Raw genomic sequence first — 20,668 nt, 5'->3', positions numbered from 1 at the left:
AACTGGTTCCGTGGCCGAGTGGCTAGGCAGAGGTCTGCAAAACCTCGTACAGCGGTTCGAATCCGCTCGGAACCTCAAAAAGCAGGTATGTTATTATACTTGTAACGTATATAAAGTAGCATATAAATGCCATTTGTTAAAAACGGTCTATACGTTTTACAAATGGCATTTTTCCTTTTAAGTACTTGATTATAAGGCTTTAATATAGATCATGTTAATTTAACACAAAGCTCCTAAATTAGACAAATTATAAATAAGTTGGAGGGTCAAAATAGTGCCAAAATACTTTTGTGGATAAAAAATCGTAAGCTAGTTTTGTCTGTTGAAGAATAATGAATAGTTGATTATGTATATACCATTTCGAAAGGACGCTGCGTTTTGTTCCTTCTCAAATTACTCAAAAACTTTTGTAGCTATAATAATAGCTATGTTATTAAGTTTACCCGTCTTGGTGCATGCACAAGATAGTACTGCGGCAGCCGGAGCAGCCCCGGCAGGAGGAGCAGGCGGTGGCGATGCTGCAAAGGGTGAAGCTTTGTTTAAAAATAATTGTGCGCAATGCCATGCTGTAACTGAAGAGCGGGTTGTAGGGCCTGGTCTGAAAGGAGCAAGTGCACGTCATGATTTTGCTTGGTTGTCAAAATGGGTACGCAACTCTCAGGCTGTAATTGCATCCGGTGATCCTTATGCAGTAAAAATTTACAATGAGTATGCCAAAGCACAAATGACAAGTTTTCCCAATTTATCAGATGATGATATAAAAGGAATATTTGCTTATGTGGATAAGGCTGGTACTGCTGCACCGGCGGCGGCTGCACCAGCAACAGGAGGTGGTGCTTCTGGTGGTACTGCTTCTGCGCAGGGTGGTGGGCCTTCTGATTTATTTGTACTTGTACTGGCTGCTCTTGTAATTGTTATGTTACTGGTTCTGGGAGTTTTGCTTGTAATTGTATCCTTGCTTTCCAAGGCGGTGGGTACTGAAACAGATACTGTTAACAAAGGAGACTTTATAGCAAGACTAGGCAATACACTCAAAGGAATAGCTGGTGATCCTGCCATAAGATCTGCAACAATCTGGATTTTTGTACTGCTTGTACTTAAGGCTACCATAGATGGCGCTTATAATGTAGGTGTTCAGCAAGGTTATGCTCCAAAACAGCCAATTGCATTTTCACATAAGCTACACGCAGGTGAGTATAAAATAGATTGTAACTACTGCCATACAGGTGTAAACAGAGGAAAGTCTGCACATATTCCTTCTGCAAATATTTGTATGAACTGTCATGGAGTCATTAAAAAAGAATCTCCGGAAATCCAGAAAATTTATACTTCTATTGAAAACAACCAGCCTATTGAATGGGTAAGGGTGCACAATCTTCCGGATCTTGCTTATTTTAACCACGCTCAACACGTTAATGTTGGTGGTCTGGAGTGTCAGAATTGCCACGGTGAAATTGAAAAAATGGAAGTGATACAACAACGCTCTTCACTGACAATGGGCTGGTGTATTGACTGTCACCGTAAAACTGAAGTAAATACAAAAGATAACAAGTATTACGATAAATTGGTACAGCTGCACTCAGGAGAAAGCAAGCAAGCACTTAAGGTGGCGGATATAGGTGGGTTGGAGTGTTCTAAATGCCATTATTAATCAGAAAATATTAATACCCGAATACAACTCATTGTATTGAAAAGTTTTATGGAAAATACTAATAAAAGATATTGGAGAGGACTCGAGGAGTTGCGTAATGACGAATCATTCATTAAAAACGCAAGTTCAGAATTCGGCGATGCTCCTGCTCAAACCCAATATGAAAGTTTGCTTGACGGATCTGGTACCCATAGACGTGATTTTCTTAAAGTACTTGGATTTGGAATGGCAGCAGTGTCATTAGCTGCATGTGAAACACCGGTAAAAAAAGCGATTCCCTACGTTAATAAACCTGAGGGAGAATTTCCAACAATAGCAAACTGGTACGCGTCAACATACTTGGATGGTGGTGATTACGCCAGCATCTTAGTTAAAACACGCGAAGGCAGGCCAATCAAAATTGAAGGCAATGCTTTATCTAAAATCTCTACCGGAACCAGCGCAAGGGTTCAGGCATCGCTTTTAGGTTTATACGACAATGAAAAATTAAAAGGTCCGAAAAAAGGTGGTGATCTGAAAGTTAGCTGGGATACAATTGACAAAGAGATTCAACAGCAACTTGGCCAGATTGCGGCAAGCGGCGGTGCAATCCGAATTGTTTCACCAACAATTGTAAGTCCTTCCACAAAAGCTGTTATTGCTGACTTTACTGCAAAGTACCCAACAACGCGTCACATCATGTATGACGCAAATTCATCTTACGGTATTGTAAAAGGAAATGAGCTTTCATTTGGCAAAGCAGTATTTCCATCCTATGATTTCAGCAAAGCAAAGGTTATTGTTGGTATTGATGCCGATTTCCTTGGTTCATGGGTAATGGCTGACGGATTTGCCAGCAAATATGCAGAAACCAGAAGAATTAGCAGTGCAAAGGATGGCAAAAAAGATATGTCAAGGCATTATCAGTTTGAGACAACATTGTCTTTGACTGGTTCCAATGCAGATTACCGTTCCGGCGTTAAACCTTCACAAATTGGTTCGGTGGTTACTTCTTTGTACAACAAAGTTGCTTCCAAACTAGGTGGAAAAAGCATTTCCGGAACTGCACTTCAAATTTCAAATTTGGATAAAGCTGCGACGGATCTGATTGCAGCCAAGGGCCAGGCTCTTGTTGTTTGTGGAATCAACGATCCCTCGGTTCAGACGGTTGTGAATGCACTAAATGCTATGCTTGGCAGTTACGGGGCTACAATCAATCTGGATACTCCATTAAATTTGCGTCAAGGGAACGACGTTCAGATGAACGAGTTTATTGACGAAGTTAAAGGAGGGAAAGTGGCTGCTGTCATCATATATGGTGCTAATCCGGTTTATGATCATCCACGTGGTGCTGAGTTGGCCAGCTCACTTCCGAAAGTTAAACTGGGTATTTCTTTTAATGACCGTGCGGATGAAACAGCATCTTTGGTTCAGTACATTTGCCCGGCGCCGCATTATCTGGAAAGCTGGAATGATGCAGAGCCAATGGCTGGAATGTACAGTTTAGGTCAGCCAACAATCAGCTTGATTTTCAGTACTCGTCAGGCACAAGCCAGCTTACTGAAATGGGCCGGTTTACCTGATGATTATCATGAATATATAAAATCGTACTGGAGAAAAAATATCTTTACACAAGGAGGAACCGGTAACTTTGAAAACTTCTGGGTTCAATCCCTGCATGACGGAGTTTATCAAGCTCAGCAACCTGTTGCTTCTTCAGGAACCTCATTTACAGGCAATATTGACGAAGCTGCTGCTGCAATCGCAAGAAATGCAAAAGCCACAACGGGTATTGAACTGGCATTATATGAAAATGTAGCTATTGGAACAGGAGCTTGTGCAAATAATCCTTGGTTACAGGAACTGCCAGATCCAGTTACCAAAGCAACGTGGGACAATTATGCTTGCGTATCTCAAAAAACAGCTACTGATCTTGGCTTGGTTCAAGGCGATGTCGTTAAGGTTGATGTCAAAGGAAAATCTGTTGAAGTTCCTGTGATTATCCAGCCAGGTCAACCAACTGGAACCGTTGCAATCTCAATTGGCTATGGTCGTGAGAAGTCAGGTAAATCCGGAGATGGTGTTGGTAAAAACGTCTACCCGTTAGCTGTTATTTCCGGCGGATTTGTTTCATTGTATCCTGGTGAAGCAACCATATCTAAAACGGGTAACTTCCGTGAAATTGCACAGACTCAGACGCATGATACAGTTATGGGCCGTAAGTCAGTTCTTCAGGAAACTGTCTTGGGGCAATTCCAAAAAGATCCGCTTGCAGGGCGATTTATACCAAAAGTAGAAACTGCAGAAGGACCGGTTAATGCCACAGATCTGACACTATGGAATGGACATAAATATAAAAATCACTCCTGGGGAATGATTATTGATCTTAATTCCTGTGTGGGATGCGGATCATGTGTAGTAAGTTGTATATCAGAAAATAATATCCCGGTTGTTGGCCGTCAGGAAGTTATAAATAGTCGTGAAATGCACTGGATGCGCATTGACCGTTATTACAGTACGGATGCCGAAATTGGTGATTACAAAGCTATGGAAGTTGCTTCGGATAACCCTGAAGTGACCTTTCAGCCAATGTTGTGTCAGCATTGCAACAATGCACCTTGCGAAACTGTTTGTCCGGTACTTGCAACCACTCACAGTTCAGAAGGTTTGAACCAAATGACTTACAACCGTTGTGTAGGAACCCGTTATTGTGCAAACAACTGTCCATACAAGGTTCGTCGCTTCAACTGGTTCAAGTATTTTGATAATGATAATTTCGATTACAACTTCAATAATGATTTAGGCAAAATGGCCATAAATCCGGATGTAACTGTACGTTCAAGAGGTGTTATCGAAAAGTGTTCTATGTGTGTTCAGCGTATTCAGGAAGGAAAGCTTACAGCAAGAAAAGAAAGAAGACGCGTTGCAGATGGAGAAATTGTTACGGCCTGCGCCCAATCATGTCCAACCAATGCAATCACATTTGGTGATATGAATGACCCGGAAAGCAATATTTCCAAAATGCTGGAAGTAGAAAGAGAAGGACGTGCATTCCACATGTTGGAGGAAATTAATACGCGTCCACAGGTTTCATACCTTACGAAGGTGAGAAACAAGGATGTTGCTAGCAATAAGCAGCCGGCATAAAGATTGTATCATAAAGTTGTTGAAGATTAAATCATTATAAATTATAGTAGTATGCATGTTACTTCGCCTGTAAGAGAACCGCTAATTCAGGGTGGAAAAACGTACGCAGACGTGACGGAAGATATATGCCGCCATGTAGAGGGATCTCCAACAAAGGAATGGAAAATTGCTTTTGGAATCTCCCTTATCGTGTTGGCATATGGATCTGTTTGTCTTGCATGGACCTGGTGGGAAGGACTTGGTGTGTGGGGCCTTAACAAAACCGTAGGTTGGGCTTGGGATATTACAAACTTTGTTTGGTGGGTAGGTATCGGTCACGCAGGTACTCTTATATCAGCAATTTTGCTGCTGTTCCGTCAGAAATGGAGAACATCCATTAACCGCGCAGCTGAAGCAATGACAATTTTTGCGGTTATTTGCGCTGCTTCCTTTATCCTTATGCACATGGGACGTCCATGGATGGCCTATTGGGCACTTCCTTTGCCAAATGCATTTGGTTCGTTATGGGTTAACTTCAATTCTCCATTGGTTTGGGACGTATTTGCAATCAGTACCTATTTTTCAGTATCTCTGGTATTCTGGTATATTGGATTAATTCCTGATTTAGCTACTATCCGTGACCGTGCAACCAGCAAGGTTTCACGCTTCATGTATGGAACTTTCGCAATGGGTTGGGATGGATCGGCAAAAACATGGGCCCGTTATGAATACATAAGCTTAATTCTCGCAGGTTTATCAACTCCGCTCGTACTATCAGTGCACACTATTGTAAGTATGGACTTTGCAACATCGGTTATTCCGGGATGGCATACAACCATATTTCCTCCATACTTTGTGGCAGGTGCCATTTTTTCAGGATTTGCCATGGTACAAAACCTGATGCTGATCACCAGAGTTGTTTACCGTCTGGAAGATTATATTACCTTGGAGCACATTGAAACAATGAACAAAGTAATCACTCTTACCGGTTCAGTGGTGGGTGTAGCTTATATTACGGAGTTTTTTATTGCATGGTACTCAGGTGTAGAATACGAATATTATGCATTCTTTAACCGTATGACTGGTCCTTATTGGTGGGCATACTGGGCTATGATGACTTGTAACGTAATTTCTCCACAGCTATTCTGGTCCAGAAAACTACGTCGCAGTATTACATTTACATTCTTTATTTCCGTCGTGGTAAATATTGGTATGTGGTTCGAGCGTTTTGTAATTATTGTAACGTCCTTGCACAGAGACTACCTGCCATCAAGCTGGACAATGTTCTCTCCGACAAGGTACGATATCGGTGATTATATCTTTTCATTCGGTTTGTTCTTTACATTATTCTTACTGTTCTCCAAGTATCTACCCGTTGTGAATATGGCTGAGGTTAAGGCTGTAATACGTTCAACATCTGCCAACTTACCACAAAAAATTGCTGGTGTTGCCAAAGTAAGACAGCGTGGAACAGCTGAACCCGTTTACAATAAGGATAAAGAATAAACAGCAGAAGTAAGTTTTCTAATTATAGCATAACATGGCAGAATTATCTGGTAAATATTTGGTTGGAGTCTATGACGACGACGATACTGTACTTCATGCAGTGCCAAGGCTCAGAAAAGCCGGAGTAAAGATTAAAGAAGTTTATTCTCCATTTCCAATACATGGACTGGACGAAGCATTAGGCCATCCAAGAACAAGAATTGGTATTGCGGCATTTATGTTTGGTGTTACAGGATGTTGTACTGCATTAACCATGATGATCTGGATGATGGGTATTGACTGGCCCATGATTGTTGGTGGTAAAGATCCTATTTCAATTCCAAATTATATTCCGATTACTTTTGAGCTGACTGTATTGTTCACTGCATTTGGAATGGTCATTACTTTTTTTATTTCCAATGGACTAGGACCCGGAACACATTTTCATCCTAGGTTTGATGTTCGTTCAACGGATAATAAATTTGTTATGGCGATTGATTTGGGAAGAAACTCTATGAGTATTGAAGATATATCAAGAGCACTAAAAGATAGTGGGGCTGAAGAAGTCAACATCAAGCAATTTTAATGGAGTTTGAGAAATGAAATTCAAAGATTTATATAAATATTTATTGTTAGGAGGAGTCATTATCATAGCAGCAGCCAGCTGCAAGAGAGATCCGAACGATCCTGGAAAAGAATATGCTCCTAATATGTATCTCCCAGTTGGTTACGAGCCTTACAAGCAGGAAAAAGCCAATCCTGTAAACCCAATGGGTTTAACAATGCGCCTTCCGGTAGCAGGAACCGTATCCAGAAGAAATTACCGTACGTCATTCGGAGACAGTGACTCCGCAACTAGGGATCTGATGGTATACAATATTCCAGCAGATAGCATTTCCATTTCTGAAAGGGTATTAAAAAATCCGGTTCCTTTAAATGATAATACGTTAGCAGAGGGAAAAGTCCTGTATGAAAGATATTGCCAGCATTGTCATGGTGCAACGGGCGCAGGCGATGGCAAAGTTGGTGCTACCTATAAAGGTGTACCAAACTATGCAAGCGACGCTTACAAGAATTTGAATGAAGGACACATTTTTCATGTTATTACACATGGAAGAAACAGGATGTGGCCACATGGATCTCAGATAAATCCCGAGGAACGTTGGAAGATTGTACATTATGTACAGAAGTTGCAAAAGGGAGCTTAAATACAATTGATAACAGCGAAATTAAATAAATAATGGCATCAGCACATTCGATTCCTTCTATTGAAGAACGGTTTGAATTTACATCAGGGGCTAAAAGGAACTTACTAATTGGTGGAGGCATCGGCCTTGGATTGGTTTTACTTGGAGTTTATCTTGCAGCAACTGGCGGTGGCGGGCATGAAGCAGCAGCAAGTGGAGCTGAACATGCAGCAGCAGCTGTTGGACATGGAGCCGCAGAGCATGCATCAGCCGGGCATGAGGCTGCAGAAGGTCATGGTGCCAGCTGGATGACACGTGTTTGGGCTAATCTGTGGGTGAACGGAGTGTATTTTACCGGTATTTCGGTAATTGGTATGTTCTTTATTTCTTACAATTACCTTGCACAGGCAGGATGGTCGGCTGTTTTTAAAAGAGTTCCTGAGGCACTTCCCGCATTTCTTCCAATTACCGGAGTAATTATGCTGGTTACATTTTTTCTGGGTGGACATGATCTTTTTCACTGGACACATGAAGGGTTGTACGAGGTGGGAGGTCCGGAATATGATCCTATTATTGCGGGTAAAAGAGGTTTCCTTAATACCCCTTTCTTCATTTTCCGATTGGTTTTTTATTTTGTAGTATGGTATGGAATGTGGCGTGTAATCCGTAATCTATCTCTGCAAGAAGATGAAATTGGTGGAACGGAGTTTTACGAAAAATCAATTCGTTTCGGAACAGCTTTTTTGGTTGTTTTCGGAGTAACATCTTCTACTTCTGCATGGGATTTTGTGATGTCAGTAGATACACACTGGTTTAGCACAATGTTCGGATGGTATACACTTGCGAGCTGGCATGTTGCAGGATTGGCAGTAATTACACTTATAATCGTTATGTTGCGAGACAGAGGATACTTGAGAGCAGTTAATTCAAGCCATTTAAGGGATTTAGGTAAATTTGTATTTGCATTCAGTATTTTCTGGACGTATGTATGGTTTGCACAGTTCTTACTGATATATTATGCTAACTTACCGGAGGAAAATATTTATTATATAGAGAGGTTCAGAGGTCATGGTGGTTTTTTCAAAGCGCCTTTCTTCATCACTTTGCTATTAAATTTCTTCTTTCCGTTTCTTGTGTTAATGACAAGAGATGCTAAGTTCACGCACTCAATTCTTAAAGTGGCTTGCTGGAGTGTGATTATCGGACATTATATGGATTTCTATACCAATATAATGCCGGGAACGCTTGGAGCAAATGCTGGCTTCGGTCCGTTAGAGTGGGGTTTCTTCCTGCTTTTTATATGTGCATTCGGCTATTCAGTTGCATCTCAGTTAGAAAAGGCGAATTTGATCCCAAGGAATCATCCTATGTTGGAAGAATCACTTCATCACGATATTGCCTAATTGCTAAACTAGTTAATTATTATGTATATTATTATCGCGTTAGTTGCACTTGTATTTCTGGTTTTAACCGGCGTTGTGGTTGCCAGACTTCAGAATGTGCTTAAAAGTGTAAACAAAACAGATTTTCTTGATGCAGCACCATCCGGTAACAAGATAAATGGTGCTATGTTTATAGTTGTGCTTATAATCGGGGCAGTAGCTATAACTTGGTCTTACCTTCACTCGCGTGAATATTTTCTTCCAACTGCATCTTCTATACACGGCAGACGAGTTGATGACTTGTTCTGGTTTTCAATGGGAATTCTTACAATCCCATTTATCATCGTGAACTTCCTGATCTTCTTCTTCTCGTGGAAATATCAGTATAAAAAAGATCATCGTGCTTCATTCTATCCTGATAATCACAGATTAGAACTTATATGGACTATTGTTCCTGCGATTGTAATGGCTATGTTGGTTTTTACAGGTTGGAAAGCATGGTCTGATATTACTTCGGATGCACCCCGCGATGCAGAAGTAATTGAAATTACAGGCAAGCAGTTTAACTGGATTGTACGTTATGCTGGTGCCAGCGATAACAAGTTGGGTGATTACAATTATAAATTGATTGATCCGCAAAATGAGGTAGGAATTGACTTGTCTGATGAGAATTCATTTGATGATTTTACAAACCCTAGTGAGATGCATATTCCTGTAAATCGTCCTGTGCTGTTAAAAATCAGAGCGCGTGACGTATTGCACAGTGTATTCATTCCTCATATGCGTGTTAAGATGGATGCAGTTCCCGGCTTACCAACTAAATTCTGGTTTGTTCCGGATAAAACAACTGCTGAAATGCGATCAGAAACAAACAATCCAAATTTTGATTACGAAATTGCTTGTACCGAAGTTTGCGGACAGGGACATTTTTCGATGAAAATGCGTTTGATTGTAGAAGACGAAGCTTCTTATAGAAAGTGGTGCTCGGAACAAGCTACATTTCTGCAAACTTATCCGGAGTATCTGGCGAAGGTTCCTGAAAATCTGAAGGCTAAGGCAATGAAATATATTCCTGCGGAAGCCGCAGCACCTGCAGATAGTTCTTCAACAGGTGGTGGCGCTGGAAGCAGCACTAGTTTACGCTAATTTTAATAATTTAAATACATTAAAGATATATGTCAGCTATAGAAGGATTGGAAACTGCTCATCATCATGATACTGAGCATGAACACCACCATGAGGCACCTAACTTTTGGCAGAAATATATATTTTCTGAAGATCATAAAGTTATAGCAAAACAGTACCTTATTACAGGGATTTTATGGGCTGTAATAGGAATTTCCATGTCCATTGTGTTCCGTATCCAGCTTGGATTTCAGGATGCCAATCTATCATGGCTTAAACCTGTTCTAGGCGGATGGATTAGTGATTCCGGCAAACTGGATCCTAATTTTTATCTTGCGCTTGTAACCATGCATGGTACCATTATGGTATTTTTCGTGCTAACTGCAGGTCTAAGTGGTACTTTCAGTAACTTCCTGATTCCGCTTCAGATTGGAGCAAGAGACATGGCGTCAGGTTTCATGAACATGCTTTCTTACTGGTTTTTCTTTCTGGCCAGTGTAATCATGTTTGCATCTCTGTTTATACAAACAGGTCCTGCCGCTGGTGGATGGGTGATTTATCCTCCATTAAGTGCATTGCCGCAAGCACATCCCGGTTCCGGATTAGGAATGACTTTGTGGCTTGCAAGTATGGCATTCTTTATAGTTTCGCAATTATTAGGTGGTATCAATTACATTACTACTGTTATCAATTTGCGTACAAGAGGAATGTCGTTTGACAGACTTCCACTAACCATTTGGGCGTTTTTGATTACTGCTGTTTTGGGATTGATATCTTTTCCGGTTCTTTTATCATCTGTTTTGTTATTGATATTTGACCGTCATTTTGGTACCAGTTTTTATCTGTCTGATATTTATATCAATGGAGAAGCACTTCCAAACGTAGGTGGCAGTCCAATTTTGTTTCAACATTTATTTTGGTTCCTAGGCCACCCGGAAGTATATATTGTACTCTTACCGGGTCTAGGCATCACTTCTGAAATTATTGCTACAAACTCTCGTAAACCGATTTTTGGTTACCGTGCAATGATTGCTTCCATGTTGGGTATTGCATTTCTTGCTTTTATTGTATGGGCACACCATATGTTTGTAACAGGTATGAATCCTTTTCTGGGATCAGTATTTATGTTCCTGACATTGATCATTGCAGTACCATCTGCAGTAAAAGGCTTTAACTACATTACAACACTCTGGAGAGGGAATATCGTTTTTACTCCGGGAATGTTGTTCTCAATCGGGCTGGTCTCTCTGTTTGTTTCCGGAGGATTGACAGGAATTATACTTGGAAACAGTGCGCTGGATATTCAATTGCATGACACCTATTTTGTAGTTGCTCACTTTCACCTTGTAATGGGAGCTGCTTCAGCTTTCGGCCTTTTTGCCGGAGTTTATCACTGGTTCCCTAAGATGTTTGGAAGAATGATGAACAATTCATTGGGACAAATACACTTCTGGCTAACATTTATTGGTATTTACCTAGTGTTTATTCCAATGCACTATGTAGGAATTGCTGGTTTCCCACGCCGTTATTATCAGTTTACAAGCTATGATTTTACAAACAAGTTCATGGATATGAACATGTTTATTTCGGTAGCAGCAATATTCACATTTGTTGCGCAGTTTATCTTCTTATGGAATTTCTTTTATAGCATTTTCAAAGGAAGAAAAGCACCACAAAATCCATGGCGCTCCAATACACTGGAATGGACTGCACCGATTAATCCCGGTCATGGTAACTGGGAAGGCGAGCTTCCAGCAGTTTACCGTTGGTCATATGACTACAGCAAGCCGGGAGCTAAAGAAGATTTTATTCCACAGAATATACCTTATTCTCAGACACTGGAATCCAACTTCCCACATGAGAATGAATTAATTGCTACTGAAAAAGCAATTGAGTCGCAAAACTTTAATGACCAGTTCAAAAACGCACATTGATTCCAAAGCCAATCGCCGATTTCGGCGATTGGCTTTAAACACTGTCATTACACTCTACTTTCTCATTATTGCAGGAGGTGTTGTAAGAAGTACAGGTGCAGGAATGGGATGTCCGGACTGGCCTAGATGTTTCGGCAGATGGATACCTCCAACAGAAATTTCCCAATTGCCTGCTGATTACAAGGAAATATACGGTGCGAAGTTAAAGGGTGAAATTGAGTTCAATCCGATTAAAACCTGGATTGAATACGTTAACAGACTTCTTGGTGCTTTTACCGGCATTATGATATTCCTTACGCTTTTGGCATCTGTTCCCATATTGAAATCTGGAAATACCAAAATTTTTTTATTGAGCTTGTCAGCTTTTATTTTGGTCGGGTTTCAAGGCTGGTTAGGCGCAAAAGTAGTTTCTTATGAATTGTTGCCGATAGTTGTAACATTGCACATGCTTTTGGCAATCGTCATTGTGTTTTTACTTCTGTATCTGTTCACATGGGCATACTATGCCAATAATCCTTTAAAACTAAATCTCATTCATGATAAGAATGCGAACAAGTTAGGATTGATCATACTTGTTTTATCCCTTGCTCAGATTTTGCTGGGAACGCAAGTTCGGGAAACGATGGATGAAGTGATTGTAAAAATGGGATACGATGCCCGGAATCAGTGGATGGATTCCTTAGGTTTTGAGTTCTACATACACAGGTCTTTTTCTTTAATAATCTTTGGAGTTAACATCTATTGGATTTCATTGATTATCAAATCAGAAGGTAAAGGTTCAGTTGCTGGTAAAATCGCCACGGCTTGCCTTTGGATACTTGTTGCTGAAATTGGAACGGGCATCTTAATGGCCTATTTTGGAGTACCGCCTTTTGCTCAGCCTATCCACTTGACACTTGCCATATTGCTGATTGGATTACAGTTTATCATCTGGCTTCTGACAAATGGGAAGAAATACCTTGTCTATAAAGATAATTTGAAAGTTAAGCATACTACAATTTAGTTAAAGTTAATAGAATGACATCAGCGGAAGGTAGCTTAGTAGGAGTTGGTAAAATCAAAGAAAGAATAGGAGTTTTATTTGAGTTATTGAAATTCAGATTAGCTTCCCTAATTGCATTTTCTGGTGCAATGGGTTACAGCCTTGGAGCAAAAGAGGTTGAATTTTATAAAATGATTCTTTTCATTCTGGCTTCAATCGGTATTACAGGTGCAGCTAATATTATCAATCAGATCTTGGAAAAGGATCTGGATAAAATGATGAAACGAACGGCTTCCAGGCCACTGCCAAGCGGAAGGATTACCAAAGAGCAGGCAGCAATCTGGGCTGTTATATTAGGTATATCGTCTTTGTTTATATTTATAACAGTTTTTAATTTAAGTACTGGATTGATTTCCCTGCTTTCACTGGTGCTGTATGGCTTTGTTTATACACCATTGAAAAGAGTAGGGCCAATTGCCGTTTTTGTTGGGGCATTTCCGGGCGCATTTCCTCCAATGATTGGGTGGGTTGCAGCAACGAACCATTTCGGGCTTGAACCGGGTATTTTGTTTGCTATACAATTTTTCTGGCAGTTTCCACATTTTTGGGCTATTGCATGGGTTTTAGATGAAGATTACAAAAGAGCAGGATTCAAACTCTTGCCGGCAAACGGCCTGAAAGATCTGGATACAACCATGCAGATAATGATTTATACTCTGTTTCTTTTGCCCGTAGGCTGGTTACCGTATAAACTGGGAATGACCGGAATCAACTCTGCATTCATAGCAACGATTTTTGGAGTGTTGTTTCTGGCACAAACATTTCATTTAATGAGAACTTGTACAGACAAAACTGCACGTCAATTGATGTTTGGTTCGTTTATCTATCTGCCGATTGTGCAGATCGCATTTTTGTTAGACAAAATTTAATGTTGAAAAGGAAAGTGAGAAATGGAAAGTATCAATTATAAAGTAGAAAAAGAACCACAGGAAACATTGGCGATGGATCCAATGAAGTTTATCCTCTGGTTGTTTCTGGTAAGTATTATTATGTTGTTTGCTTCACAGACCAGCGCATACCTTGTACGCAGGGCTGAGGGTAACTGGCTTGAATTTGAGATGCCACGTATTTTCTGGTACAGTACTGTTGTATTGCTGATCAGCAGCATTGCCATGCAATGGGCTTATTTCGCAGCAAAAAAAGATCAGTTCAAACAATTGAAAATAGCAATTTCTATTACTTTTGTACTTGGCCTGGCATTTTTGTGGATGCAGTTTGAAGGATGGAAACAGCTGGTTGCAATGAATGTTTACTTTGTCGGCAATCCTTCTGGATCGTTTTTTTATGTATTTACAGGATTACATGGTTTTCATATCATTAGCGGTCTGATTGTACTGTTATTTTCATGGATGGCAGCTTTTCGTCTGAAAGTGCATGCAAAGAATCTAAGACGTATTCAGATCTGTGCCACTTACTGGCATTTTCTGGATATACTCTGGTTATACCTTTTTGTTTTTTTATTGACCTTTAATTAATAATTTCTTATCAATGGCTGCAAATGTAACAACACCAGGTGCGATAGAACCCAAAATGTGGATGGGGGGAATTGAGCCTATGAAAGCAAGTTATGGTAAACTGATGATGTGGTTTTTCCTTATCTCGGATACCTTTACTTTCTCCGCCTTATTGGTGGCATATGGCACAGCACGGTTTAGTTTTCCTGCGTTTTCCGGAAAAGCAGAAGACTTCACTTTCTCAAACATGTACTGGCCAATCCCAGAAAAAGTATATGAAGCTGTACCGTTCCTACATGGTGTTACGCTGCCCTTGGTATTTGTTGGTATCATGACATTTATTCTTATTGCCAGCAGTGTTACAATGGTTCTGGCAGTAGAAGCGGGACACAGAATGGATCGGGAGAGTGTGGAAAAATACATGCTTTGGACGATCTTGGGAGGATTTACATTTTTGGGATGTCAGGCTTGGGAATGGAGCCACTTCATTCACGGTACGGATACAGGAAGCGTTATGAAAGTGATTCAAGATGGTGTCTGGGTTGACAAAACCGTATTTGGTGCGAATCTTACTGAAAACCAATATGGCCCGCCAGCGTTTGCAGATTTCTTTTTCTTTATTACCGGTTTTCACGGAACACACGTCTTTAGTGGAGTAATATTGAATATTCTTATTTTCTTCCGTTCTGCAACCGGCTTCTACGATAAAAGAGGAAGTTACGAAATGGTTGAAAAAGTAGGTCTTTACTGGCACTTTGTAGATCTGGTTTGGGTATTTGTATTTACATTCTTTTACCTGGTTTAAAATATTTAACAAGATTTATCCTAACTCAAAATGGCAGAAATACATCATATTCATAATCAGGATCCTAATGCCGGCGCAGAACAGCGCAAAGCTATCTGGAAAACTTTCTGGATACTATTGATACTAACCGCAGTTGAATTCTTGATTGCTTTTACCGTCCCTCATGGAATTCTGAAAGTGACCATATTCATTGTGATGACTATTGTCAAAGCATTTTACATCGTTGGAGAATTTATGCACTTGAAGCATGAGACAAAATCACTGATATGGTCTATCTTAGTTCCAGTAGTTTTTGTTGCATGGTTGATACTTGCACTTCTTCTTGAAGGAAATGCAATCTTTGATGCCGTATTCGATTAAGTAACTATATGAAGAATTTTTCCAAGGCCGGATTACTGATTTTAACGTTAGTAACTCCGGCTTTGATTTTTGTGTTTCTGAAATTTTTTGGTACAAACCATTATGTTCTTTCATATTATAACCCGCAGACAGATTCAAACGGACAGGTTATAGTTGAAAATGGTGATACGCTGTTCAAAAAAAATCCGGAAATAAAACTGAAATCCTCAGAAATAAAGCTTGCTGGAAAGATAACCGTTATAAATTATTTGCCGGCAGTTTGCAAAGATTCGTGTTTGCTAATGCTGGCTCAGATTCAAAGAGTAAATAATTTAACGATTGATATTCCTGATCTTGTCATTACAACGCTGGCCGATTCTGCATATATGCAACATTCCGACTATCCGGATGAACTGGGAAAACAAAACTGGAAAATATTGTTGACCGGCAAAGAGGAAGCTACAGATGTTATGGAAAAATTGTCTGGTTCATGTCAGGATGATTTGCATAACATGTTGGTTTTGGTTGACAAGGATGGTTATACAAGAGGATATTACAAGGGAGCTGATCCGGAGGATTCAGACCGTCTGATGGCTGAAATAAAAATTTTACAATACGAGTACAAAAACAGTACACACTGAGAACATGGCCACTTTGATATTAGAGAAAAAACCAAAATACGAGCGCATTATTAATATTCTGGCAATTGCCATTCCTGTAGCTGTGGCAATTTTGCTGGGTATCCGCCAGAAAATTGATTTGGGTGCATGGACAAAGGTATTACCGCATGTTATTGGTGTGATCAATACACTTACTGCGATTTTGTTGCTTGCTGGCTTCTACTTTATCCGAAAAAGAAATGTGAATGCGCACAGGCAGACAATGACAGCAGCTTTTATCCTAGGTGCTGTATTTCTTGTATGTTATATTTTGTATCATATTTCAAACGATTCTACTTCATACGGAGGACAAGGATTCATGAGGCCGGTTTATTATTTTTTACTTCTTTCACACATTATATTGTCGATCGTAGTCGTTTGGTTTGTATTGCGAGCAGTTTATTTCGGATATACGAACCAGTTAATGCAGCACAGAAAAGCAGTAAAATGGGCTTTGCCGATCTGGCTGTATGTAAGTATCAGTGGAGTTGCCGTTTATCTGATGATCAGTCCTTATTACGTATGAAAAAATCATTAATCATTACAGGGTTTATAATTTCATGCATTCTGACCGGTTCAAATGTATGGGCGCAATGCGCCATGTGCCGCGGCACAGTAGAAAGTTCCATGGGGAATGGTCGTAATAATGTAGGCATCGGTCTGAATACAGGTATTTTATTTTTGTTTGTGATGCCTTATTTGCTAGTGGCAGTTATAGGCTATTTATGGTACCGCAACAGCAAACGAAACATGCAGGAACGCCAATTTGTGGCATCCCGTGTGAAATCGGCGTTTCAAAGCTGAATGTCCGACATATTTTTTGTACAAGCGGAGCCTGAACGGTTTCGCTTTTTTTATGTAAAATCAAATTAATACTTTTTATTCAAAGCGTAGAAAACTGCTTTTCGGACTTTAATCAAAAAGTTGTTTTATGCGTCTTATCCTTTCTCTGCTGCTTCTTTTTATTTCTGTGCAACTTAAAGCACAAACCGTTTCAACATCCAGGCCATGGACATACTGGTGGTGGATGGGAAGTGCCGTTACCAAAAATGATATTTCTGCTCAACTGGAATATTTTAATAAAGCAGGAATCGGAGGTGTACACATCATCCCGATTTACGGAGCAAAGGGCTACGAATCCGGCTACATCCCTTTTCTAAGTCCCGAATGGATTGATGTGATGCAATATACCGTGCAGGAAGGTAATCGTTTGGGAATGGGCGTAGATATGACGACAGGGACCGGTTGGCCTTTCGGAGGCCCGAATGTGCCGCTTGATAGGGCAGCCAAAAATATGAAACCAGTAAATGAAAAGCTGGATGTAACGCTAACTGAGCAAAAGGTGAAGCGCGCTGCTCCGGGCGGCGAAGGTTACGTGCTCGATCCGTTTCATCCGTCTGCAATGACGCAATACCTTTCAAGGTTTGATTCTGCTTTTGCCAATGCCAGGAATTTGCCGCGTTCCATGTACAATGATTCCTATGAAGCATACGGAGCGAACTGGACAACTGATTTTCCGGAACAATTTCAAAAAAGAAGACGATACGAAATCGGAAAGCAACAATCGCTTTTAATCGATTCAACAAACAAGGAAGACGGGATTCTTGTAAAAATAGATTATCACCAGACTTTGGCCGAGCTGCTGAGGGAAAGGTATGCTTTGCCCTGGACACAGTGGAGTAAAGCGCATGGTTTTCTGACCCGGTATCAGGCGCATGGTTCTCCGGGTAATTTGCTGGATCTTTATGAAACAGCAGATATTCCCGAAACAGAATCTTTTGGTACAAGCCGCTTTGCTATTCCCGGGCTACGCATTGATCCCGATTACAGCATTAATCAGTTTGGAACACCCAATCCGCTTGCAATGAAGTTCGCCTCTTCCGCTGCAAATTTTTCAGGAAAAAAGCTGGTGAGTTCAGAAACGGGAACATGGCTTGCCAATCATTTTAAAGTTTCTCTGTCACAGATCAAGCCGCAGATAGATGAGCTTTTTACGGCTGGAATCAATCACATTTTTTATCACGGGGCTACTTATTCGCCGGAGAATGAAACGTATCCCGGCTGGCTATTCTATGCTTCAACCAACTTTGGAAAAAACGCACATTTTGCTGAGCATTTTCCTTTCCTGAATGATTATGTACAACGTACGCAGGAACGGCTTCAAAGCAGTGTTTCCGACAATGATATTCTGTTGTATTTCCCGATTCATGACCTTTGGGCAACGCAAGCCAAATCTCCGGGCAACGTTCATTTGCTTGAAGTGCATCATGTGGATCGCTGGCTTCTTGATTTACCGTTCGGGAAGCTTGCACAATGGCTGTGGAAAGAAGGGTTCACTTTCGATTACGTTTCCGATTTACAGCTCGGCCGGTTGAATGTTGATGAAAACGGAAATGTCATTACAGGAAATACTTCCTATAAAACAGTGCTGATTCCGGCCAGCACGTACATGCCGGAAGAGACATTGGCAGAACTGAAAAGATTGTCGGGGGCAGGTGCGAAAATCATTTTTGATCAACATACTCCCGCTAAAATAACCGGCTTTTACAATCATGAAAGCCGACAGAAAAGTTTTGCTGATGATATCAGCAATTTGCTTAAGAACAAAAACAGTAAAGTATCGGGCAGTCTCACAAAGGACCTGATTGCAAATGGTGCGATGCAGGAAGAACTGGCTGGCAAGGGACTTTCATTTATCAGAAAAAAAACCGGTGACGGAAAGGCACTTTACTTTGTAGCGAATCTTGGAAATACATTTAAGGAGGACTGGATTGCAGTAAGTAAACCGGCCCTGTTCTCAAAGTACGATCCATTACAAGGAGAATCATCGTTGCCTCACCGAACCAACAAGGGGAAAACCGAGATTTTTTTGTCCTTGCTTCCGGGCCAGTCCTGCTTTTTACAGGAAACACATACTGCATCGACTGTCCCGTTCAGGAATTTCAAACCTAATGAATTAGTAATCAATGGAAGCTGGGAACTGACATTTTTAGAAGGCAGGCCACATATTCCTGCCGCTGCGAAGCTGAACGAACTGAAATCATGGACAATGCTTCCGGATTCGGCAGTTTATTTTTCAGGAAAGGCACGCTACAAAATTCGTTTCGATATACCCCGGCAATTGCTTGGCAGCAAATCTGTTTTACTGGATCTCGGCGATGTCCGGGAAGTAGCGACGGTTACATTGAACGGGAAGTCTATAGGAACTGCTTGGAGCATTCCATTTCAGCTTCCATTGAATAAAGTTTTGAAATCAAAAAATAATATACTGGAAATTGAAGTAACCAATCTTTCGGCCAATTACATGCGCCTGCGCGATCAGCAGGCGCCGGAATGGAAAAAGTTTTACGACATCAATATCGTTGATATAACCTACAAAAAATTTGACGCATCCAAATGGGACCCAATGCCTTCGGGTTTGCTCGGGCCTGTCAAACTGATTTACTACTGACCATTTATTCCCAGAGCGGATAATGTTCAAGCTGAATCTGGCGCCCGAAAAAAATGTTTGTGGATTGCTCGAAAGAAAGCGTGTAATCTGAAACATAAAACGCCCTTTTGCCTGCTCCTTTTTCATTGACGAGGTAATGCTGTTCAAGCCAGGCACGCAGTGAATTTGCAACGATTTCGGAAGTATCCAGTATTTCCACGGATTCCATGTAGAAATTGCTGATCTGATTTTTGATAAGCGGATAATGCGTACAGCCCAGAATCAATGCTTCAATATCGGACAAAGATGCATCTGAAAGATAACTTGCAATGATGCTTTCACTAATATTATTATCAAAAAAACCTTCTTCGATCATAGGGGCAAGCAGAGGTGTTGCAAGAGATTTCAGATGAATGTTTTTTCCAATCGCATCCACTTTCTTTTTGTATACATTGGAAAGCACCGTCTGCTTTGTACCGATCAGACCGATTGTTTTGCCTTCGTAGTGCTCCTTAATGTAATCAACAACAGGATCAATTACATTCATAACCTTTGCCTTGCTTCCGACATATTCACGCACAAGCTCGTAAGCTGCGGCAGAAGCCGAGTTACACGCGATCAGGATCAATTTACAATTCTGCTGTAAAAGCATGTTGCAGATTTTGATGGAATAAGCCTGAATGGCAGCGGTTGACTTGTCGCCGTAAGGAAGATGGGCGGTATCGCCGAAATAAATGGTATTTTCCTGAGGTAAAAGCCGGGTCACAGCACTGGCAACGGTCATACCGCCGATTCCGCTGTCAAAAATCCCGATTGGTGCTGATGAATCAAACATGTTGAGAGAAAAAAGAACTTTTCATGATTGTCAAATATATTGCTCAAAACTAAAAGAACGGATTTAATAAAATTTTTAAATCGGAATAAAATACAATGTGAAACGTGCGGCGAAAAAGTAATGATACTTAAATGGTTGTAAATGAGAGATTTTGCTTATTTAAAAATTAGAATGTTCTGGAAAATAAAACCTGAATTGAAAAAAACCGTAAAATTTTGATACAGCATGCAACCTT

General features: G+C 40.6%; 18 protein-coding genes and 1 tRNA gene. 18 read left to right on the top strand and 1 reads right to left on the bottom strand.

Annotated features, from left to right (window positions below; all coding sequences use genetic code 11):
- The first annotated feature begins 4 nt into the window (after nt 1-4).
- The 18 genes from FEM55_RS20255 (at nt 5) to FEM55_RS20170 (ending at nt 19,619) form a co-directional block, all read left to right on the top strand.
- A tRNA-Cys gene (locus FEM55_RS20255) sits at nt 5-75 on the top strand.
- A gap of 271 nt (nt 76-346) precedes the next feature.
- Nucleotides 347-1,651 (top strand): c-type cytochrome, encoded by a 1,305-nt coding sequence (locus FEM55_RS20250; protein WP_138283218.1) that lies wholly within the window; start codon nt 347-349, stop codon nt 1,649-1,651.
- A gap of 48 nt (nt 1,652-1,699) precedes the next feature.
- Nucleotides 1,700-4,777, top strand: coding sequence for a TAT-variant-translocated molybdopterin oxidoreductase (locus tag FEM55_RS20245; RefSeq protein WP_138283217.1), 3,078 nt, complete (start codon nt 1,700-1,702; stop codon nt 4,775-4,777).
- Between the two features lie 51 nt (nt 4,778-4,828).
- Nucleotides 4,829-6,262, top strand: a complete 1,434-nt coding sequence (gene nrfD, locus FEM55_RS20240) for an NrfD/PsrC family molybdoenzyme membrane anchor subunit (protein ID WP_138283216.1) — start codon at nt 4,829-4,831, stop codon at nt 6,260-6,262.
- Nucleotides 6,263-6,296: 34 nt separating this feature from the next.
- Nucleotides 6,297-6,827 (top strand): DUF3341 domain-containing protein, encoded by a 531-nt coding sequence (locus FEM55_RS20235; RefSeq protein ID WP_138283215.1) that lies wholly within the window; start codon nt 6,297-6,299, stop codon nt 6,825-6,827.
- Nucleotides 6,828-6,840: 13 nt separating this feature from the next.
- Entirely contained in the window at nt 6,841-7,449 is a 609-nt protein-coding gene (locus tag FEM55_RS20230) for a c-type cytochrome (protein WP_138283214.1), read from the top strand.
- 32 nt (nt 7,450-7,481) lie between these two features.
- Nucleotides 7,482-8,831 (top strand): quinol:cytochrome C oxidoreductase, encoded by a 1,350-nt coding sequence (locus FEM55_RS20225; protein WP_138283213.1) that lies wholly within the window; start codon nt 7,482-7,484, stop codon nt 8,829-8,831.
- Nucleotides 8,832-8,852: 21 nt separating this feature from the next.
- The gene (locus FEM55_RS20220; RefSeq protein ID WP_138283212.1) at nt 8,853-9,956 is read left to right on the top strand and encodes a cytochrome c oxidase subunit II; all 1,104 of its coding nucleotides are present in this window, start codon (nt 8,853-8,855) and stop codon (nt 9,954-9,956) included.
- A gap of 29 nt (nt 9,957-9,985) precedes the next feature.
- Complete coding sequence (locus FEM55_RS20215) at nt 9,986-11,869, top strand: cytochrome c oxidase subunit I (RefSeq protein ID WP_138283211.1); 1,884 nt, start codon at nt 9,986-9,988, stop codon at nt 11,867-11,869.
- A complete protein-coding gene (locus tag FEM55_RS20210; RefSeq protein WP_138283210.1) occupies nt 11,844-12,872 on the top strand; it encodes a COX15/CtaA family protein in 1,029 nt (342 codons plus the stop codon). Before FEM55_RS20215 ends, FEM55_RS20210 begins: the two co-directional genes overlap by 26 nt.
- Nucleotides 12,873-12,886: 14 nt before the next feature.
- Nucleotides 12,887-13,780: a heme o synthase gene (gene cyoE / locus FEM55_RS20205; RefSeq protein WP_229209351.1), complete on the top strand. Its 894-nt coding sequence runs from the start codon at nt 12,887-12,889 to the stop codon at nt 13,778-13,780.
- A gap of 21 nt (nt 13,781-13,801) precedes the next feature.
- Nucleotides 13,802-14,386, top strand: a complete 585-nt coding sequence (locus FEM55_RS20200) for a cytochrome c oxidase subunit 3 (protein WP_138283209.1) — start codon at nt 13,802-13,804, stop codon at nt 14,384-14,386.
- A gap of 13 nt (nt 14,387-14,399) precedes the next feature.
- Nucleotides 14,400-15,170, top strand: coding sequence for a cytochrome c oxidase subunit 3 (locus FEM55_RS20195; RefSeq protein ID WP_138283208.1), 771 nt, complete (start codon nt 14,400-14,402; stop codon nt 15,168-15,170).
- Between the two features lie 30 nt (nt 15,171-15,200).
- Nucleotides 15,201-15,530 carry a cytochrome C oxidase subunit IV family protein gene (locus tag FEM55_RS20190; protein ID WP_138283207.1) on the top strand — a complete coding sequence of 110 codons (330 nt, stop codon included), beginning with the start codon at nt 15,201-15,203 and terminating at the stop codon, nt 15,528-15,530.
- A gap of 281 nt (nt 15,531-15,811) precedes the next feature.
- On the top strand, nt 15,812-16,150 hold the full coding sequence (locus FEM55_RS20185) for a hypothetical protein (protein WP_138283206.1): 339 nt from the start codon (nt 15,812-15,814) through the stop codon (nt 16,148-16,150).
- A gap of 4 nt (nt 16,151-16,154) precedes the next feature.
- Nucleotides 16,155-16,694 (top strand): DUF420 domain-containing protein, encoded by a 540-nt coding sequence (locus FEM55_RS20180; RefSeq protein ID WP_138283205.1) that lies wholly within the window; start codon nt 16,155-16,157, stop codon nt 16,692-16,694.
- Nucleotides 16,691-16,972 carry a CAMCR motif-containing small membrane protein gene (locus tag FEM55_RS20175; protein ID WP_138283204.1) on the top strand — a complete coding sequence of 94 codons (282 nt, stop codon included), beginning with the start codon at nt 16,691-16,693 and terminating at the stop codon, nt 16,970-16,972. Before FEM55_RS20180 ends, FEM55_RS20175 begins: the two co-directional genes overlap by 4 nt.
- A gap of 127 nt (nt 16,973-17,099) precedes the next feature.
- Entirely contained in the window at nt 17,100-19,619 is a 2,520-nt protein-coding gene (locus FEM55_RS20170) for a glycosyl hydrolase (protein ID WP_138283203.1), read from the top strand.
- A 4-nt stretch (nt 19,620-19,623) separates the two neighbouring features.
- Here FEM55_RS20170 and murI read toward each other — a convergent pair whose 3' ends face one another.
- Nucleotides 19,624-20,433 (bottom strand): glutamate racemase, encoded by an 810-nt coding sequence (gene murI / locus FEM55_RS20165; protein ID WP_138283202.1) that lies wholly within the window; start codon nt 20,431-20,433, stop codon nt 19,624-19,626.
- Between the last annotated feature and the right edge of the window lie 235 nt (nt 20,434-20,668).

The sequence above is a fragment of the Dyadobacter sediminis genome, assembly GCF_005860765.1.
GTDB classification, from domain to species: Bacteria; Bacteroidota; Bacteroidia; order Cytophagales; family Spirosomataceae; genus Dyadobacter; species Dyadobacter sediminis.
Note: the sequence above shows the minus strand (reverse complement) of the source record. Positions and strands in the feature narration are given on the sequence as shown.

Excerpts from the sequence above, each read along its gene's own strand:
- FEM55_RS20225 (WP_138283213.1), top strand. The coding sequence starts at position 7,482 with ATGGCATCAGCACATTCGATTCCTTCTATTGAAGAACGGTTTGAATTT.
- FEM55_RS20185 (WP_138283206.1), top strand. The coding sequence starts at position 15,812 with ATGCTGGCTCAGATTCAAAGAGTAAATAATTTAACGATTGATATTCCT.
- murI (WP_138283202.1), bottom strand. The coding sequence starts at position 20,433 with ATGTTTGATTCATCAGCACCAATCGGGATTTTTGACAGCGGAATCGGC.
- nrfD (WP_138283216.1), top strand. The coding sequence starts at position 4,829 with ATGCATGTTACTTCGCCTGTAAGAGAACCGCTAATTCAGGGTGGAAAA.
- cyoE (WP_229209351.1), top strand. The coding sequence starts at position 12,887 with ATGACATCAGCGGAAGGTAGCTTAGTAGGAGTTGGTAAAATCAAAGAA.
- FEM55_RS20170 (WP_138283203.1), top strand. The coding sequence starts at position 17,100 with ATGCGTCTTATCCTTTCTCTGCTGCTTCTTTTTATTTCTGTGCAACTT.
- FEM55_RS20215 (WP_138283211.1), top strand. The coding sequence starts at position 9,986 with ATGTCAGCTATAGAAGGATTGGAAACTGCTCATCATCATGATACTGAG.
- FEM55_RS20210 (WP_138283210.1), top strand. The coding sequence starts at position 11,844 with ATGACCAGTTCAAAAACGCACATTGATTCCAAAGCCAATCGCCGATTT.
- FEM55_RS20235 (WP_138283215.1), top strand. The coding sequence starts at position 6,297 with ATGGCAGAATTATCTGGTAAATATTTGGTTGGAGTCTATGACGACGAC.
- FEM55_RS20195 (WP_138283208.1), top strand. The coding sequence starts at position 14,400 with ATGGCTGCAAATGTAACAACACCAGGTGCGATAGAACCCAAAATGTGG.
- FEM55_RS20175 (WP_138283204.1), top strand. The coding sequence starts at position 16,691 with ATGAAAAAATCATTAATCATTACAGGGTTTATAATTTCATGCATTCTG.
- FEM55_RS20245 (WP_138283217.1), top strand. The coding sequence starts at position 1,700 with ATGGAAAATACTAATAAAAGATATTGGAGAGGACTCGAGGAGTTGCGT.
- FEM55_RS20230 (WP_138283214.1), top strand. The coding sequence starts at position 6,841 with ATGAAATTCAAAGATTTATATAAATATTTATTGTTAGGAGGAGTCATT.
- FEM55_RS20220 (WP_138283212.1), top strand. The coding sequence starts at position 8,853 with ATGTATATTATTATCGCGTTAGTTGCACTTGTATTTCTGGTTTTAACC.
- FEM55_RS20190 (WP_138283207.1), top strand. The coding sequence starts at position 15,201 with ATGGCAGAAATACATCATATTCATAATCAGGATCCTAATGCCGGCGCA.
- FEM55_RS20200 (WP_138283209.1), top strand. The coding sequence starts at position 13,802 with ATGGAAAGTATCAATTATAAAGTAGAAAAAGAACCACAGGAAACATTG.
- FEM55_RS20250 (WP_138283218.1), top strand. The coding sequence starts at position 347 with ATGTATATACCATTTCGAAAGGACGCTGCGTTTTGTTCCTTCTCAAAT.
- FEM55_RS20180 (WP_138283205.1), top strand. The coding sequence starts at position 16,155 with ATGGCCACTTTGATATTAGAGAAAAAACCAAAATACGAGCGCATTATT.